Annotated in this window: 17 protein-coding genes; 8 read left to right on the top strand and 9 right to left on the bottom strand. The window is 37.9% G+C overall.

Annotated elements, in window-relative coordinates; all coding sequences use genetic code 11:
* Window positions 1–45: 45 nt before the first annotated feature.
* A complete protein-coding gene (locus PCY08_RS04295; protein WP_301559525.1) occupies window positions 46–1,767 on the bottom strand; it encodes a helix-turn-helix domain-containing protein in 1,722 nt (573 codons plus the stop codon).
* A gap of 276 nt (window positions 1,768–2,043) precedes the next feature.
* On the opposite strand from PCY08_RS04295, the gene PCY08_RS04290 reads away from it, so the two are divergent.
* The 7 genes from PCY08_RS04290 to xerC all read left to right on the top strand — a co-directional run bounded on the left by PCY08_RS04290 (window position 2,044) and on the right by xerC (window position 6,961).
* On the top strand, window positions 2,044–2,478 hold the full coding sequence (locus tag PCY08_RS04290; RefSeq protein ID WP_301559524.1) for a sigma-70 family RNA polymerase sigma factor: 435 nt from the start codon (window positions 2,044–2,046) through the stop codon (window positions 2,476–2,478).
* Window positions 2,479–2,631: 153 nt separating this feature from the next.
* Window positions 2,632–2,946: a hypothetical protein gene (locus PCY08_RS04285; protein ID WP_025170996.1), complete on the top strand. Its 315-nt coding sequence runs from the start codon at window positions 2,632–2,634 to the stop codon at window positions 2,944–2,946.
* Entirely contained in the window at window positions 2,946–4,022 is a 1,077-nt protein-coding gene (locus PCY08_RS04280; RefSeq protein ID WP_301559562.1) for a cell division protein FtsK, read from the top strand. The genes PCY08_RS04285 and PCY08_RS04280 overlap by 1 nt, the downstream gene beginning before the upstream one ends.
* A 2-nt stretch (window positions 4,023–4,024) precedes the next feature.
* Entirely contained in the window at window positions 4,025–4,642 is a 618-nt protein-coding gene (locus PCY08_RS04275) for a hypothetical protein (protein ID WP_301559523.1), read from the top strand.
* A 194-nt stretch (window positions 4,643–4,836) separates the two neighbouring features.
* Window positions 4,837–5,424, top strand: a complete 588-nt coding sequence (locus PCY08_RS04270; protein WP_301559522.1) for a replication protein — start codon at window positions 4,837–4,839, stop codon at window positions 5,422–5,424.
* On the top strand, window positions 5,415–5,678 hold the full coding sequence (locus tag PCY08_RS04265; protein WP_301559521.1) for a helix-turn-helix domain-containing protein: 264 nt from the start codon (window positions 5,415–5,417) through the stop codon (window positions 5,676–5,678). The genes PCY08_RS04270 and PCY08_RS04265 overlap by 10 nt, the downstream gene beginning before the upstream one ends.
* 65 nt (window positions 5,679–5,743) lie before the next feature.
* Complete coding sequence (gene xerC, locus PCY08_RS04260; RefSeq protein WP_301559520.1) at window positions 5,744–6,961, top strand: tyrosine recombinase XerC; 1,218 nt, start codon at window positions 5,744–5,746, stop codon at window positions 6,959–6,961.
* A 106-nt stretch (window positions 6,962–7,067) separates the two neighbouring features.
* Here the strand turns inward: xerC and rpsI are convergent, their stop codons facing one another.
* From rpsI to pbp2b, 8 genes are all read right to left on the bottom strand, one after another.
* On the bottom strand, window positions 7,068–7,460 hold the full coding sequence (gene rpsI / locus PCY08_RS04255; RefSeq protein WP_000075969.1) for a 30S ribosomal protein S9: 393 nt from the start codon (window positions 7,458–7,460) through the stop codon (window positions 7,068–7,070).
* Between the two features lie 18 nt (window positions 7,461–7,478).
* Window positions 7,479–7,925 carry a 50S ribosomal protein L13 gene (rplM, locus tag PCY08_RS04250; protein WP_001044622.1) on the bottom strand — a complete coding sequence of 149 codons (447 nt, stop codon included), beginning with the start codon at window positions 7,923–7,925 and terminating at the stop codon, window positions 7,479–7,481.
* Between the two features lie 159 nt (window positions 7,926–8,084).
* Entirely contained in the window at window positions 8,085–8,792 is a 708-nt protein-coding gene (locus PCY08_RS04245) for a TIGR02206 family membrane protein (RefSeq protein ID WP_301559519.1), read from the bottom strand.
* Between the two features lie 120 nt (window positions 8,793–8,912).
* Complete coding sequence (locus tag PCY08_RS04240) at window positions 8,913–9,524, bottom strand: NUDIX hydrolase N-terminal domain-containing protein (protein WP_061863823.1); 612 nt, start codon at window positions 9,522–9,524, stop codon at window positions 8,913–8,915.
* Window positions 9,511–10,884, bottom strand: a complete 1,374-nt coding sequence (gene murF, locus PCY08_RS04235) for a UDP-N-acetylmuramoyl-tripeptide--D-alanyl-D-alanine ligase (RefSeq protein WP_301559518.1) — start codon at window positions 10,882–10,884, stop codon at window positions 9,511–9,513. Before murF ends, PCY08_RS04240 begins: the two co-directional genes overlap by 14 nt.
* A gap of 53 nt (window positions 10,885–10,937) precedes the next feature.
* On the bottom strand, window positions 10,938–11,981 hold the full coding sequence (locus tag PCY08_RS04230; protein ID WP_301559517.1) for a D-alanine--D-alanine ligase: 1,044 nt from the start codon (window positions 11,979–11,981) through the stop codon (window positions 10,938–10,940).
* Window positions 11,982–12,147: 166 nt separating this feature from the next.
* Complete coding sequence (gene recR, locus PCY08_RS04225) at window positions 12,148–12,744, bottom strand: recombination mediator RecR (protein WP_000966747.1); 597 nt, start codon at window positions 12,742–12,744, stop codon at window positions 12,148–12,150.
* Between the two features lie 10 nt (window positions 12,745–12,754).
* On the bottom strand, window positions 12,755–14,812 hold the full coding sequence (gene pbp2b, locus PCY08_RS04220; RefSeq protein ID WP_301559516.1) for a penicillin-binding protein PBP2B: 2,058 nt from the start codon (window positions 14,810–14,812) through the stop codon (window positions 12,755–12,757).
* A gap of 179 nt (window positions 14,813–14,991) precedes the next feature.
* On the opposite strand from pbp2b, the gene PCY08_RS04215 reads away from it, so the two are divergent.
* A complete protein-coding gene (locus PCY08_RS04215) occupies window positions 14,992–15,837 on the top strand; it encodes a MurR/RpiR family transcriptional regulator (RefSeq protein ID WP_301559515.1) in 846 nt (281 codons plus the stop codon).
* Window positions 15,838–15,991 lie beyond the last annotated feature (154 nt).

Here is a 15,991-nt window from a genome sequence, read left to right as displayed (position 1 = left end):
CTGACATTCTTTTGTGTTGTTACAATTTCACATTAAGTAAATCTATTAATCTTTAAAGTATTTATTTTGAAAATCACTCGCTTTCTTAGTTAGTCTGTGTTTCTCTTCTACAATTTCAAACTCATCTTTACTAGTTTCCATTTTGGCATCAAATATTAAGTGCGAGTCATTCAAAAGTATTTCTTCAAATATTGGTTCTCCGTCCATCAAATATGACTTGAGTGAACACTGCATAGAACCTTTTTCAAATTTCATATTTTTGTCATTATATATCTTCTCTAAAGTATTTTTTAACAATGAGTAATCTTCTTCAAGATTTTGTGAAATTCCCTTTTCTCCTATTTCTGAATAGGCTTTATGTATTGGGTTTAACTCAAGATCAACTGATTTATTCTTATATAAAATTAATGTCCAAAATTGATTATAGAACGCTTCTAAATAATTTTGAGAGTTATCTTCATTTCTTTTATTTAAGGAATTACAGATATTTTGACATTGCTGTCTAAAAAACTTTTTGTTTTTAAAGAGAACTTCCGTTGATTTAAACCAAGCCTCAAAGTCATCTTTGTTTAAAAATGAATCTATAAATTCTTTTGAGAGGACAAATAAAGAATTGTTGTTCAGAATATAATCTTTAACAAGTTCAAAATTTTCTCCAGAGTGTATATAATTATTTAATAACTTATAACCATCATCAATTTTTTCTGCAAATTCATAACAATATTCTACTGTATCTAATTTCTGACCAAGCATGCCGTGCATAAGTATATTGATTCTTTCTTGCTGAACTTTTTTATACAACCAATCTAAGAAACCATCGCCATTTTCAGTAACTTCAAATGCTTTTGCTAATAGCATGATACAATCTCTAAAAATTATGGTCTGTACTTCATTTAAATCTTCATTATCGTTAAATATTAGATAATTATCTTCAATGATTTTAGATTCTAGGTTGTTTTCATATCCAGATATTTCAATAAATTTTTTAATTCTATTGAAATAATCTTGTTGAAATTTCTCTAAATTACTGCTCAAACTCGGACTATCTATAAACATAGATTCAAAATCATGAAATTTATATTCACGCAGAGCAATTGAAATATCTGAGTTTAAACCAAGTAATTTTCCAATTTGAATTAGACGTCCAGGACTTGGATAATCATTTCCGTTTTTCCAGCGGGAGATTTGAGCTTCGCTTACATTCAATATTTTTGCTAAGTTTTTTTGAATAGTTATTCTTCCATTTTGATTTTTAGTGATTAATTTTAACTCTAATAACTTATCAAACATTTCTCTTTTTTGATAACCTCTTAATTTTAAATCAATGGATTCATTCTCATCATATTCTGAGTCAAATAGCTTTGCAACATAAGATAGAAAATCGATTAAATTATTAAAGCTCTTTTGAAAGCTACTTTTCCGTTCTTCCAGAAGTTCTTTTTGATTTGAAATCTTATATGGATTAGATTCATCAAGTAATCGATCGAATTCAATAGATAATAAGTTATCAAGGTCTTCCATTAAGTTTGAAAAATAGTAGTCTTTACTTATATCGTAAGAGTATTTAATTTTAAAATCACATACATAAGAGTAAAGTTTCTCTATTGAACCTGTATTTGGATTGAAATATCCTTTTCTCCAATTTGTCAATGTATTTTTAGATATCTCTAGCTCATTTGCGAGAAGTTTGGATGTTATACCAAACTTTTTTTTGATGACTTGTAAAAATGAGGATAGTAATGTAGAAAGTTGTTCTTTATCATGCATAATTTCATTATAACAAAAAAATCCCAATTATTTTACAATTTACTTAATTTTTATTTTTGAGACTTGATAATATTAACTTGTAGAAAAAAATCTACAAAATAAATAATAGTCCTTCATGATGCGCATCAAATGGACGGATTGAAACTCAGAACATAGTTACATCATCAGGTGTAGACTGTGCCAACTGTTTCGCCGTTTCTTTGGTGTGCATTTTTTCATACTCAATTCGGCAAACTACTGTGTTTCTATTCCGTCCTAGGACGGAAAGGAAACTTTATGACTAACAAAGTCGAAGATAAACGTGAACGCAAGATTGCAAATGCTGTTAAGAGTGGCGATTGGAGCGGAGTTGATAAACTGCTCAGTCAAGCAATGGATAACCTTGAACGCAAGGAACGCTATTATGGCAAGACTAGTCTAAATGCTACTGTTACGAACGAAGGACGAGCAACGGAGCTTATGGATTTATATCCTGATAATACTTATAACCCCATTGAACAGTTACTTATCAAGGAGCGTAATGAACAGCTCTACAATGTCCTCTCTAAGCTTCCAGAAGTTGACCTTCATATTTTCTTAAAAATTGCACTCTATGGCACTTCTGCACTACAACTGACGAAAGAGACACCATTCAAGAGCCATAAAACCGTTAAAAAGCATTATGAGGACACCCTTAATATCTTAAAAGAAGAACTCGGAAAATATTTCTAAAAAACTTTTAGCAGGAACTACCAATTTCCTGCTTTTTTCTCCTTATAGATAAGGAGGTAAGAAATTATGACCTAACACGAGTCCAGCTCAAGACTAAAAAGGAGCACATCGACCTAACTCTACAAACACAATGAAAGATAAATGGTAAAAACTATGAAAACTCGTAATCGCAAAGGTGGCTACTCAGCCAATACAGCAACTGAATATATTGACATCAAACAAGCAATTCATTGCTTGAGCACTGAACTTGAACCTCAAATGAGATTTGAAGACGGTCAGCCAACAGGAGAAATTATTGCTCATAAAGCTTGGTTCTCTCAAAAAGGACTTCCCCCCTTCCAAGTAAAATTTGAATCTGAGCTAACACTGCCAGCCTATATGACTATGGTTGAATTTGAGAACCTAGAAGCTTGTGAAGTTGGCTATAATGTCTATTTCCGCGCTACTAGTATTAAGGAGGTTAAATGATGACGAATAAAGAACTAGCTCAATACCTGCTCCAAAGTCTCAATATGGGACTTGGAACCCTCATGCAGGGGGAAAGTAGCTATTCCAACAGCTTTGATACTAAGATTATGTCTGACGGCTTTCTGTTTATTCCTCGCTTACCTGCAGGTTATATCATTGATAATGAACTCTATCAGAAAATTTTCTTGATTGCCAATGCTGCCCTTTACCCACGTTATACCCTCTTAAAGCAAAATTCAGCCTATTTCATGGCATTAGATACTGATGACATACATGTTCAGCGAGGGCTTTTCTTTCCTTGGAAAAAAGGTGTTTCTGAGCGTTTAGTCATCTCAGATTTAGAGGAATTTTCAAAAATGCAGGAAAAAGATATTCTTCCAATTATGAAAAATCTTACTCTAAACTTTAATAAGGTCACTTCTCTAGCAATTGCTGGTAATAGTGGCTCTGGGAAGTCATATGCTCTTACCTACTTTCTAAGTTTATTAAAAAATTTTTCTGAACTTATCATTGTAGACCCAAAGTTTGATACGCCGTCTCGCTGGGCTCGTGAAAATGGTATTGCCGTCATTCATCCTCAAAAGAACCGTTCAAAATCAGATTTTGTTTCGGAAATCAATGAAAATCTCAGTAATTGTCTAAATCTCATTCAGCAACGCCAAGAAATCCTTTACGACAATCCTGAACATCAATTTGACCATTTGACAATTGTCATTGATGAGGTACTTGCCTTGAGTGAAGGAGTAAACAAGACTATTAAGGATTCATTCTTTTCACTCTTGTCTCAAATTGCTTTACTTGGACGTGCCACTAAAGTCCACCTATTTTTAGTCAGCCAGAGGTTTGACCACAATACAATACCTGTATCAGTTCGTGAACAGTTGAATGTACTGGTTCAAATAGGGAATATCAATAAGAAAACGACACAATTTCTCTTTCCTGACTTAGACCCTGAAGGAATTGTTATCCCAATAGGTAAGGGAACAGGACTTATCCAAATCATCGACAATGAACATCCCTATCAAGTTTTTCCTCTTCTTTGTCCTACCTACTACACTAAGAAAGGTATACTCTAAACATGAAAAAGACTTTCTTTCAAAAATCATACAATCTTATTTCCTTCCTTCTTTTCGTTGGGCTAATTAGCTTCATACTCAGTTTCGCTTTCAATCTGCTTGTAAAATTATTTGGAGATTTTGATATCCCATCTTTGAATAGTTTTATCATCATTATCCAAAATAAACTTAGTCTTCTAGGAAGCTACACAAGCCAAATAGCCACCATACTTGTACTAGTTGCTGTTTCTCTGATTATCGTTGAGTTAACCCAACGAATGATTAGTGATAGTATTTTGAACTACTTCAAGTCTATCTACCAGACGATACGCCTACGACAATTTCTCAGACAAGATGATAAATCAGAGTCTGCTATCACGATTGATAATCAGACAACCATAACAAAATTCAATCCAATTCTTAAAAATTTCAACCAAACAGTAGGAAAAGCAACTGTTGATGTCAGAAAAAGCACTATTGTCGTCTTTCTCAAATATCCAAGGACACAACAAGCTCAGAAACTTCTGAGAGATATGGAAGCTCATATCAAGGAAGAAATTTCTAGCCGTAATCCAAATTATTATTTTTCTTCACCTAATCGGGAAGGAAATAAGCTCTGGTTTAAAGCTACAAGAAGATAAGGAAAGGGCGGTGCTTGGCTCACAAAGTGAAAGACAAAGGCACTGCCCTTTCAAACTTTCTAACTTAGCTATGTAATGGGGCTACTACGACCCCCATTACACCAATAATCAATAATCACAGTTTTGAAACAAGACTACCAAAATCACCCTAAAATTCTCCTAACAGATAAGAACTAGAAATGAGGTACCTGCCTATGGCAAAAGAAAAACGTTCTAACAAATGGGCTTTCCTTCTCTATCAAGAGAGTACTCCTGAAAACTATTTGGAAATCCTTGAAGAGATGCACGTCCCCTTTGTGCTCAGTCCATGGCATGATAAAGATGTCAATAGACAAACAGGTGAGTTTAAGAAGTCGCATAAACATGGCGCTTTATTCTTTGACTCACTTAAAAGCTACTCGCAAGTCTCAGAACTTTTGACAGAGAAACTAAACACACCTAGTCATGTTGAAATCGTCATGTCCCCTAAAGGTATGTATGATTACTTTATCCATGCTGAAAATCCTGAAAAGACACCTTACGATATCGAGGATATTGAATCAGGGTGTGGCTTTGAACTTGATAAATTTCTTATAAGCAATAACAACGATGAATTTCTTTCGACTGTGATTGATACTATTGAGGAGCATAATTTTACAGAGTTTAACAATCTTGTCATATATGCTCGTGAGGAAAACCCATTACTACTGAGTGTTATAGTTGATAAAACCTACTTCTTTGCGAAATATCTTGACTCACGCCGTCATTCTAGATATGGGACGGAGGATAAAGAATGCAAGTAATCCTACCAGATGAACAAATTCACCAAATCCAACTATTACTATCTAATCTTATTCAAAAAGAAATTAAACAACAATTAGAAAAAAATCCTTTAAGTTGTCCCTATTTGAACAAACAACAGACTTGCGACTATTTGGCAATTTCCAACAATACTCTTGATTCATGGATTCAAAGGGGGCTTCCATCAATCAAAATTGGAAAAACAATTCGATTCAACAAAGATGCTATTGACCGCTGGCTAAACAGTAACAACTAGAAAAATTAAGATTTTTATTTTATAATGGTCATGATATTTTCTGGTTCGATATAAAGGAGAATATCATGACTATCAGTAAGACAAAAAACGGAACTTACCGCTTAAAAGTCTATATACCATTAGAAGCACGAATGCCTCTTGGTATCGTTAACAATAACTATTATGATAAAAGATTTAAAACAAGAAAGGAGGCACGACAAGCAGAGATAGACTTACTTACGAAGCTAAACCAAATTGAAGACAACGTCTTTTCAGGACTAGGAAAAGAAGATATTTTTTTCTCAGACTTCTATAATAATATTTGGTGGGAATCCTACAAAGCAGGTCAAACTACATCTACCTCTAAGCCACCAAGCAGGTCAACAATCGCTAATACCAAAACATGTTTTGAAAAGCATATACTACCACTTCTTGGCAACTATACGATTCAATTTTTAAACCAAAATAAACAGGTTATTCTAAATTTGATGACGGCAAAAGCTAACGAATATGCCAACTTCAAAACTTTACGAAGTTACGTTATTTCTATTTTTGATTGGGCGGAAGAACTTGAGTATATTGAAGCAAATAGAGTTGCAAAAACTTTAAGACGAATTAAGGCTGTCAAAAAAATTCAACTTGCAGAATCAAAACGTGATGAAGATTTATATTTAACTCATGAGCAACTCCAAGAATGGTTCTCAGCTTTTAAAAAAGATTTAGAGAACGATAAAATATCACTCAAAGATTACGTCCTTTTTTATCTTACCTTTTTCCTTGGAGATAGAAAATCAGAAACATATGCTCTTCAGTGGAAACATATCGATTTTTCAAAATCTCAGATTCAGTTAATTCAGGCTTTAGATAGATACGGACAAGTAAAATCTACCAAAGGAAATAAAAAAACTATCTTTTCTATTTCTAGCGACTTACTTCAACTTCTGACTTTATGGAAAAAAGAACAAAAATATGAACTGGCAAAGTTTGGTATCATCAGCAATCCAGAACAATTCATCTTCACTTATATAGATACCAGAGGGAATATCAATAAACCTTTACATGCTGATTATCTTAATAATAAGATGAAAACTATCAAAAAGCGACACCCAGAGCTTACACACGCTACGCCACACAAACTACGTCATACGGGAGCAACGCTCGCTAAACAGGCAGGAATGAGCTTAGAAGCCATTTCCGAAGCTCTAACACATAGTGACACAGGTACAACACAGATTTATGTCAATACTTCTAATGTAGTCCCTATGGCAGTCGGTGAATTTGCCTTAAAGTCTCTAAAACAATAAGGTGAAAATAAGGTAAACTTTGAGGTGAACTTTTTCAAAAAACATAAAAAAAGCACCCATGAGGTAAACTCTTGAGTGCTTTGAAACGTTGATATAATCGTATTGATTAACGTTTTGAGAATTGTGATGCTTTACGAGCTTTTTTCAAGCCTGGTTTCTTACGCTCAACTTTACGTGAGTCACGTGTAAGAAGTCCTGCGCGTTTCAATGAATCGCGGAAGTCTGGGTCTACTTGAAGAAGGGCACGAGCGATACCGTGACGGATAGCTCCCGCTTGACCAGCGTATCCACCACCTACAACGTTAACGAAAACGTCGTATGAACCTACAGTTGAAGTAACTGCGAATGGTTGGTTGATTACAAGACGAAGGTCAGCGTGTGGGATGTACTCTTCAACATCTTTTTTGTTAACAGTGATTTTACCAGTTCCTGGAACAAGGCGAACGCGTGCAACAGCGTTTTTACGACGTCCAGTACCTGCATATTGTGCTTGTGACATACTTTATTGTTCCTTTCCTTAGATAAGTCCTGAAATATCAAGAACTTCTGGTTGTTGTGCAGCGTGAGTGTGCTCAGCTCCAACGAATACTTTCAATTTCATACCTTGAGCGCGGCCAAGAGTATTGTGTGGAAGCATACCTTTAACTGATTTCTCGATCAAACGTACTGCATTTTTAGAACGAAGTTCACCAGCAGAGATTGATTTCAATCCACCTGGGTGGTTTGAGTGAGTGTAGTAGATCTTATCAGATGCTTTTTTACCAGTCAATTTAACTTTTTCAGCATTGATAACGATTACGAAGTCACCTGTATCAGTGTGTGGTGTGAATGTTGGTTTGTTTTTTCCGCGAAGTACGCTAGCAACAACTGCTGAAAGGCGTCCAAGAGGTACATCAGTTGCGTCAACAACGTACCATTTGCGTTCTACTTGGCCTGGTTTAGCCATGAATGTAGTTTTGTTCATGATTTCTCCTATATGAATATCGTTTTTGTTTACAGGGCGGATGTTCCGGTCCGCAAGTTATTTGAAAGGTTCCGGGGCCTTACAAATGGGGTAAACAATACCGTCTACTATTGTATCAAAATTCTCAGATAAAAGTCAAGAGATTGGGAAAATATTTTTTTATTTCTGCCAGATTCTCAACCTTTTTTCTTCCTGTTCCTGAAGGATTGTCTGAAAAATTTTAGAGACTATATAAATGGCACAAGTCAGGAATAGCGTAACCACTAGATAATTGATCAAACGACCGTGGTCTCCAACCAATGGCGGTTTTGTCAAAAAGCCATAATCTCCACCCGTCATTAGATTAACCACAAAAATCACAGCATTAAGCGAAGATGTGATGATTAGGGTCCGTTTGAAGTCCAATAAGCTAGCATCGTAGTCCTTCAAGAGATAAATCAAGGAATTTCCAAGAAGGGCTAAGTGTCCGAAAATAAAGGACAAAATGGCAATGTGGGGGAAGGGATAGGGATCTGGCACTGGATAAATAAAAGCTGCCAAAGTTCCAAAGGTTCCCAGCACAGCAAAATACTGCTTGACTCTAGAGACACCTGGGGTCAAAAGCACTATAAACATTGCTAAGCGACAATGATAAAAGGGTAGACTTTCTGTCAAAGGCATCTGATTTACCAAATACCAACCGTAAAGTAGAATTAATTGAACGGCCTGTAAAATCTGGAAAAATCGTTGGCAAACTTTTTTCTCACCATAACGATAGGCAAGAAATACAGTCAATGCTAATAAGGTAAATAGACTTCCATACCAAAGAAGGTCAAATTGGGGTGGCTCCGTCGGCTGCGTGCTAAATAAAGCATCCCAAACATTCATGTAACTTTCCTCATTTTCATATAAGCAGGCCTCTTACTCATCTCTATAGAGCCTAGCTTACATTTATTTCATATAATTTTGTGTAAAAGAAACTGTCGATCTTAATATAAAACAAAGCTTCTAATCGACATATTGTTCCCGCTCACCCTGATAGACCTGCCATAGAATTTCCATTTGTTCTTGGGTTATTCGTTTTTCAGATAGGGGTGGGAGATTCTTGATATCAAAAAATTCAAGTTCTGCAATTTCTTGATTTTCTTGAAAGTGTCCATCCAATAACTGACAGTCAAAGACGAACTTTGCATACTGCTTGTTCTGAAGTTGAAAGCGATTGGTATCAAAAACCGCTAATAAAGAGCCTACTTCTGCAGAAAAGCCTGTTTCTTCCTGAACTTCTTTTCGGATATTTTCCTTGGGAGAATATCCTACCTCGCCAAAGCCACCAGGTAATGCCCAAGTATCCTCTCCTTGCCCTCTAACCAGGCAAATCTTCTGATTTTGAACAATCCATGCCCTTACATCCATCAAGGGAGTTGCATAGCTACCTGTTGGTTTTAAAATTGCAGTCAATTCCTCTTGATCGAGCTCCGTTTGATCCTGCAAGACACTCCATAAAATCTGACGTAAATCCTCATAACGTTCACGGTCATAAGGATCCTTTGAATAGGTCAACCCAGTATCAGTGATAGCTAACATTCTCTGAATAGCTTTGGCGAAATCAGTTGTGCTCATTTTCTAGGCTTTCTACTAACTTGGCTAGATTCATAGAGTTCGAACCTTTAAGCAAGATTTGGTCATGTGCTCCAAGACTTTCCTTGACCTGCTTGACCATAGCTTCAAACTGGTCTTCTTCAGCAGTTTTCTTGAAGTAATAAACATGGCCGATTGGGAACATTTGACTGGCTAGTTGAGCCAAGTCAGCGATGTCTTCGCCATAGAAAATAACGGTATCAAGGGCATCGGGTGTAATGCTCAAAATCATTTGATTATGGAGTTGAATAGACTGGTCTCCAAGTTCTTTCATGTCCGCCAGAACTGCGATTTTCTTCCCACCTTCATTAGCTGGAATAGCAGAGAAAGTTTCTAAAATCAACTTCATAGCTGTTGGATTAGCATTGTAAACATCTGATAGGATATCTGCTCCATTGGCAGCTTTTTTCCACTCGGTACGATTGCGGGTCAATTCTAGATCCTGGAAGGCTTGACCAATCTGCTCCTCAGTCACTCCTTCTTGCAGGGCAACATAAGAAGCAATCATAGCATTAGTCGCATTGTACTTACCTGTTACTGGCAAGTCAAGAGCCTGCTCTAAGAAATTGGCCTTGAAGGTTAAGCTATCCTTACGCTCAATCAATTCTGTAATTTCTAGTTCTGCACCTGGACCAAAACGAACCACTTTTTGTTCGGTAGGTAGATAATCCTCTACAATGGGGTCAGCTGGCGCTAAAAGCAATCCCCCTTTCTCCATACCATCAGCGATTTGCAATTTCCCTTTGGCAATCTCTGAACGGTCCTTGAAGAAGGCCAAGTGTGCCTCTCCGACCAGAGTCACAATAGCTGTCTTTGGATGAGCCAATTCAGACAAAAGATGGATATCTCCTAGGTGATCCTGCCCCATTTCTAAGACCAGCTTTTCAGTATTATCTGGCATATGGAGAACCGTATAAGGGAGCCCAATCTCGTTATTGTAATTTCCTTGAGTTTTATACGTTTTAAAAGTCGTAGCAAGTAAATGCGCCAGCATGTCCTTAGTCGTTGTCTTCCCATTTGAACCTGTAACAGCAAAGACATCTACTCCTGTCTTTTGAAGGTAATAAGCTGCAAGAGCTTGAAAGGCTGTCAAAACATCCTCTACTAAAATGTAAGGATGACCTGCTACTGCCTTCTCTGACAGGGTTACAGCAGCACCGTTTTCAAAAGCCGTCTCAATAAAGTCATGACCATCACGCGCCCCCTTGAGTGGCACAAATAAATCCCCAGGTCCAATCAAACGACTATCAAACTCAGCCTTGACGAGCGGGCTATCCGCATATCCTGTCACATCATTTTTTGCACCGACGGCACGCGCAACTTCGTGAATCGTAAGTTTCATGTTTACTCCTTTAAAAAGGGGCAGGGAGTCTTGCCCCGCCCTTATAGCTGTCTTTACAATAGGTGTACTTCGCGCTTATTAAAGCTTTCCTTCGCAAGATCAACCAAACGCTCGATTAGTTCTGGATAGCTAATCCCCATATTGTCCCAGAGCAAGGGATACATAGACCACTGGGTAAATCCTGGCATGGTGTTGAGCTCATTTAGGAAAACTTCTCCCTTATCTGTATAGAAAAAGTCACAACGTGAGAGCCCAAGCCCGCCAATCGCACGGAAGGCAGTTTCTGCATTTTTACGCATAAGAGCTATTACATCATCGCTAATCTTAGCCGGGATATCCATGGTGATCTTGTTGTCGATATACTTGGCATCATAGTCATAGAAGGCTACGTCTTTGACAACTTCACCAGGAAGAGTGCTCTTGACATCATAGTTCCCTAAGAGACCAACCTCGATTTCACGGGCATTTACCCCTTGTTCTACCAAGACACGACTATCGTACTTGAAGGCAAGCTCTAAAGCTTGGCGAAGTTCCTCTTTATTTTCAGACTTAGAAATACCAACACTAGAACCCATATTGGATGGTTTGGTAAAGACTGGGTAACTTAATTTTTCCTCAACTTCTGCAATCTTAGAGGCCAAGTCATCCCCTTCAACAATCGCTACGTAAGGAACTTGGGCAATCCCAGCAGACTCCAAAACACGTTTGGTAGTAATCTTATCCATGGCAAGGCTTGAAGATAAGATATTGCAACCGACATAAGGCATTTTCAAGACTTCTAAGAAACCTTGAACGGAACCATCTTCTCCCATAGGTCCATGAAGAACTGGAAAGACAACGGCTCCTTCTTCGTAGATAGCACTTGGAGCAATTTTCTTGTCCCAATCAATAGTCGCATTGGTCATGAGACGTTCATCTTGTCCAGGAGTTTGGGTAAATTCTTGGGTTTTGATGAAATCACCGGACTGGCTGATAAAGAAGGTTTTGACTGCGAAACGATCATAGTTAACCGCACGCATGACACTCTCAGCCGACAATACAGACACTTCACGTTCTGCACTGCGTCCACCATATAATAAAATTATTGTTTGTTTCATATGATTGTCCTATTTCTACTAGAATACTTGCTCTTTAGTATATCACATTTGTCTCTTTTTTTAAACTTGAATAGCAAAAAAGAGACTAGATTAAAAACAAATCCAGTCTCTATGTTTCTTAAAATCTTATCTACTAGCTAATTGCTTCTATCATTAATCTTACAGACTAAAGTTCTGTACGATTTTCGATTGCTCTTAAGAGCGTTACTTCATCCGCATACTCGATATCAGCTCCGACTGCTAGGCCTCGTGCTAGACGAGTGACCTTAATCCCTGCAGGTTTGAGAAGTCGAGAGATATACATGGAAGTCGCCTCACCATCAGCAGTTGCATTAGTGGCTACGATGACCTCTGAAACCTCGCTATCCATGAGGCGCGTCATGAGACTCTTGAGATTGATGTCATCTGGGCTAATCCCATTCATAGGGGAAATGAGGCCATGTAGGACATGATAAAGCCCATGGTATTCCTGGATATTTTCCATGGCAGCGACATCACGACTATCCTCAAGGACCAGAATCGTTGACTGATCTCGGCTAGGATCGGTACAGATAGAACAAGGATCATCATCTGTCAAGCGTCCACAAATAGAGCAATAGGTCAATTCTCGCTTGGCTGCAAGAAGATTTTTGGCAAATTCATTGACATCGTCATCCGACATCCCAATAGTATAAAAGGCTAGACGGGTTGCTGTCTTAATCCCAATACCAGGAAGTTTGGAATAACTGTCAATCAACTTAGCAATAGGTGTTGGATAAAGCATGGCTTCCTTTCTAATTCATTGGATGGTGTTGGTTGTATAGATTGATAATGTCGCGAGCAATTGCTGGCCCAACATTTTTGGTTAAATTGGTATTATGAGGAAAGACTACTGCAACTGCAATTTGAGGATTTTCTGTTGGAGCATAGGCCACGGCATTGGTATTATTAGCTTCTTGACCACCAGCTACATAGCTTTCACCTGTACCGGTCTTACCACTGATAGAAACAGTGGCGCCATCTGAAAACGCCCGTCCTGTCGTAAGGGGACTAGTTCCATGCGATACTTGGTAAAATCCTTGGTGCAAGATTGCCATATCTGATTCAGAAATATTGACCTTGTTGATTTCCTTGGTATCAACAGTTTGGATTAAGTCCCCTAAGCCTCCTTGTTCATTGTTTCCATAAATCCCCTCGACAATGTGAGGTGCAATCCGAACACCGTTGTTGGCAATAGTTCCAACGTACTGGGCCAATTGCATTGGGGTGTAGTTATCAAACTGACCAAATGCATTGGTAATGTAATTAGCGAAATTATACTCTTTTGGTATAAAACCAGTTGACTCATTTGGAAGGTCAATGCCTGTTGAGGCTCCAAGACCATATTCAGCAAATGTCGAACGAAGTTTTCCCATAGCTGTTTCCAAATTGCTGGTTCCAACAAACATATTTGGTTGATAGGTCTGGCCCATGATTCCAAGAGCGGTTTGAACCACGTAAGCATTAGATGAATACTCCAAGGCTTCCACAGCTGTAATAGGAAAAGATCCATATGCCAATTTATACCAAGAATAAATTGGAGCTGAACCTTGGAAAACAATAGGCTGATCTGTTAAGGTTTGGTTTCCTGATAAAACACCATTTTCCCAACCTGAGCTGATGGTAGCGGCCTTAACAACCGAACCTGGGATAAAGACATTGGTTACCGTTCCCAAGGAATCAGGAGTCAACTCTCCCGTTTTCAGGTCATGTTTGAGTCCTGACATAGACAAAACAGCACCTGTTTTGGGGTTAAGGGCGACTGCATACACACCTTCTGAGTATTTAGCACCACCATTTGCAAGTTCTGAGTTGAAATAACTCTTTAAGAGGCTGTCTACGCTATCTTGGAAGGCCAAATCAATGGTTAATTTGATGTTTTTTCCCTTGCTACCTTCTTCGATATTTTCTACACTCTCCATGTCTCCATGCTTGTCCAAATGGATTTCCTTGACGGTCCGTTTCCCTTGCAAGACTTCTTCGTATTGTTTTTCAAGATAGGAAGTCCCGACGCGATCATTGAGCGAATAACCTTTTTTCAAATAAGCGTCTACTTCTTCTGCTGGAAGACCTGATTTTTCACTAGAAACAGTTCCGACAATAGATGAAAGAGAAGTTTCTAAGACCTTTCGATCCCATGAGGTAGAGATAGAAATACCTGGCAATTCCTTTGAAGCAGAAGCAATTACAGCTACCTGTGTATCACTCAAAGGATCTGTTTGAATATTTCCTGTAGCAAAATTTCCAACTGCATTGAGCTGGCTAAAGAGATAGATGGCCTTCTTTTCATCCTCGGAATAGTCCATCTGATTAGCTGCAATACTATTAGCAGCGTTGTTATAGAGTTCAGATTCAGAAAGTTGATTGCCATCTGAATCAAAACGCTTATCTTTGGGTAGGGCCTCTACCGTTTTTTTATAAACTGCTGGATCAGCTAGATAATAGTCAGCAATTTGACGTTCTGTCAAATCTGGAGAGGATACCGTCACATAAGTTAATAGTTTAGCAGAAATATCCTTTAAATCTGCAGCCGTCATCTTATTGCTTCGTGTGAAAGCAACTACTTGTTTAACCGTATTTTCTACCAAAGGTTTTCCAGCTGCATCATAGATTTCTCCACGGGCAGAACCTGTTGTAACCCGCGTCTGGCTAGCAGAAGCGAGTTTATTTTCATAAAAATCCTTATGAAGAACTTGCATATAGAGCAAGCGACCAATGATTGTCATGAAGAGCAAAATAACGATCGCAAACAATAAATTAAGCCGAGTCGGTATCAAATGGCTGTTGAATTTTCTCATACAAATCAGTCTCATTTCTAATCAAAATCTCAATCTCCATTGTACCATAATTTGAAGAGAAAATTATGGAAAAAGAAAAGACTTTTCCTTTTTATCCCAAAAACAAAGCATCTATGGTATAATAGAAGTAAGCGCTATATTATTTGCTGGATTTTTTATCAATAAAATTTGACAAATAGCTACAAAGGAGTCCCATGAACAAGCAAGACATCTCTACGATTATTGATCTTCACTTTGAAGAAATGACCGATTTAGAGCAAGAGATTGCCCGCTATTTTTTGCAGGCAGATACCATTCATGATGACTTGTCTTCTCAGCAGGTCACTCAAAAACTTCATATTTCTCAGGCGGCTCTCACTCGTTTTGCCAAAAAATGTGGCTTTACAGGCTATCGGGAATTTATTTTCAAATACCAACAACAAAAGGATACCCTTTCCGTTCCACAACAGGATATGAATCCTTTGACACAAAGAGTCTTGAGAAGCTATACAAATATCCGAGAAATGACACAAGAATTGATTGATGATGACCAACTGGAGCGCATTGCCCAAATGATTGATCAATCAGAACGCGTCTATTTTTTTGGGACTGGAAGTTCTGGCTTCGTTGCGCGTGAGATGAAATTGCGTTTCATGAGACTTGGAGTCGTTTGTGAGGCTTTGACAGATCCAGATGGTTTCGCCTGGACAACCAGTATCATCGATGAAAAATGTTTGGTCTTTGGTTTCTCCCTTTCAGGAACAACTCCATCCATCATTGACAGTCTACTAGACGCTCAAGATATGGGGGCTAAAACTGTTCTTTTTACTAGTACGCCTAGCAAGGAAACTCAGGCATTTACAGAAACTGTACTGGTAGCAAGCCAGAGTCAGGCTTCCTATATCCAACGTATTTCTGCCCAACTTCCTATGTTGATCTTAATCGATCTACTCTATGCTTATTTCCTAGAAATTGATCGTGAAAGTAAAGAAAAAATTTTTAACAGTTATTGGGAAAATAAAAAACTAAATGGCTATCGTAGACATAGAAGGTCTAGATAAGCCCTCATCCCTTTCAAGTGAATAATCATATGAGTAACCAGCGATTAAAGTCGCTGGTTTTTATACTCTTCAAAAATCTCTTCAAACCATGTCAGCTTCACGTTGGATTATATATGTGACTGACTTCGTCAGTCTTATCTACAACCTCAAAGCA

The sequence above is a fragment of the Streptococcus sp. SO4 genome, assembly GCF_030440055.1.
GTDB classification, from domain to species: domain Bacteria; phylum Bacillota; class Bacilli; order Lactobacillales; family Streptococcaceae; genus Streptococcus; species Streptococcus nidrosiense.
The sequence above is the reverse complement of the archived record's forward strand: the minus strand, read 5'-3'. Positions and strand labels throughout refer to the sequence as shown.

What these genes read in the sequence shown, in the direction of transcription:
- PCY08_RS04295 (WP_301559525.1), bottom strand. Translation starts at nt 1,767, where the DNA reads ATGCATGATAAAGAACAACTTTCTACATTACTATCCTCATTTTTACAA.
- PCY08_RS04290 (WP_301559524.1), top strand. Translation starts at nt 2,044, where the DNA reads ATGACTAACAAAGTCGAAGATAAACGTGAACGCAAGATTGCAAATGCT.
- PCY08_RS04285 (WP_025170996.1), top strand. Translation starts at nt 2,632, where the DNA reads ATGAAAACTCGTAATCGCAAAGGTGGCTACTCAGCCAATACAGCAACT.
- PCY08_RS04280 (WP_301559562.1), top strand. Translation starts at nt 2,946, where the DNA reads ATGACGAATAAAGAACTAGCTCAATACCTGCTCCAAAGTCTCAATATG.
- PCY08_RS04275 (WP_301559523.1), top strand. Translation starts at nt 4,025, where the DNA reads ATGAAAAAGACTTTCTTTCAAAAATCATACAATCTTATTTCCTTCCTT.
- PCY08_RS04270 (WP_301559522.1), top strand. Translation starts at nt 4,837, where the DNA reads ATGGCAAAAGAAAAACGTTCTAACAAATGGGCTTTCCTTCTCTATCAA.
- PCY08_RS04265 (WP_301559521.1), top strand. Translation starts at nt 5,415, where the DNA reads ATGCAAGTAATCCTACCAGATGAACAAATTCACCAAATCCAACTATTA.
- xerC (WP_301559520.1), top strand. Translation starts at nt 5,744, where the DNA reads ATGACTATCAGTAAGACAAAAAACGGAACTTACCGCTTAAAAGTCTAT.
- rpsI (WP_000075969.1), bottom strand. Translation starts at nt 7,460, where the DNA reads ATGTCACAAGCACAATATGCAGGTACTGGACGTCGTAAAAACGCTGTT.
- rplM (WP_001044622.1), bottom strand. Translation starts at nt 7,925, where the DNA reads ATGAACAAAACTACATTCATGGCTAAACCAGGCCAAGTAGAACGCAAA.
- PCY08_RS04245 (WP_301559519.1), bottom strand. Translation starts at nt 8,792, where the DNA reads ATGAATGTTTGGGATGCTTTATTTAGCACGCAGCCGACGGAGCCACCC.
- PCY08_RS04240 (WP_061863823.1), bottom strand. Translation starts at nt 9,524, where the DNA reads ATGAGCACAACTGATTTCGCCAAAGCTATTCAGAGAATGTTAGCTATC.
- murF (WP_301559518.1), bottom strand. Translation starts at nt 10,884, where the DNA reads ATGAAACTTACGATTCACGAAGTTGCGCGTGCCGTCGGTGCAAAAAAT.
- PCY08_RS04230 (WP_301559517.1), bottom strand. Translation starts at nt 11,981, where the DNA reads ATGAAACAAACAATAATTTTATTATATGGTGGACGCAGTGCAGAACGT.
- recR (WP_000966747.1), bottom strand. Translation starts at nt 12,744, where the DNA reads ATGCTTTATCCAACACCTATTGCTAAGTTGATTGACAGTTATTCCAAA.
- pbp2b (WP_301559516.1), bottom strand. Translation starts at nt 14,812, where the DNA reads ATGAGACTGATTTGTATGAGAAAATTCAACAGCCATTTGATACCGACT.
- PCY08_RS04215 (WP_301559515.1), top strand. Translation starts at nt 14,992, where the DNA reads ATGAACAAGCAAGACATCTCTACGATTATTGATCTTCACTTTGAAGAA.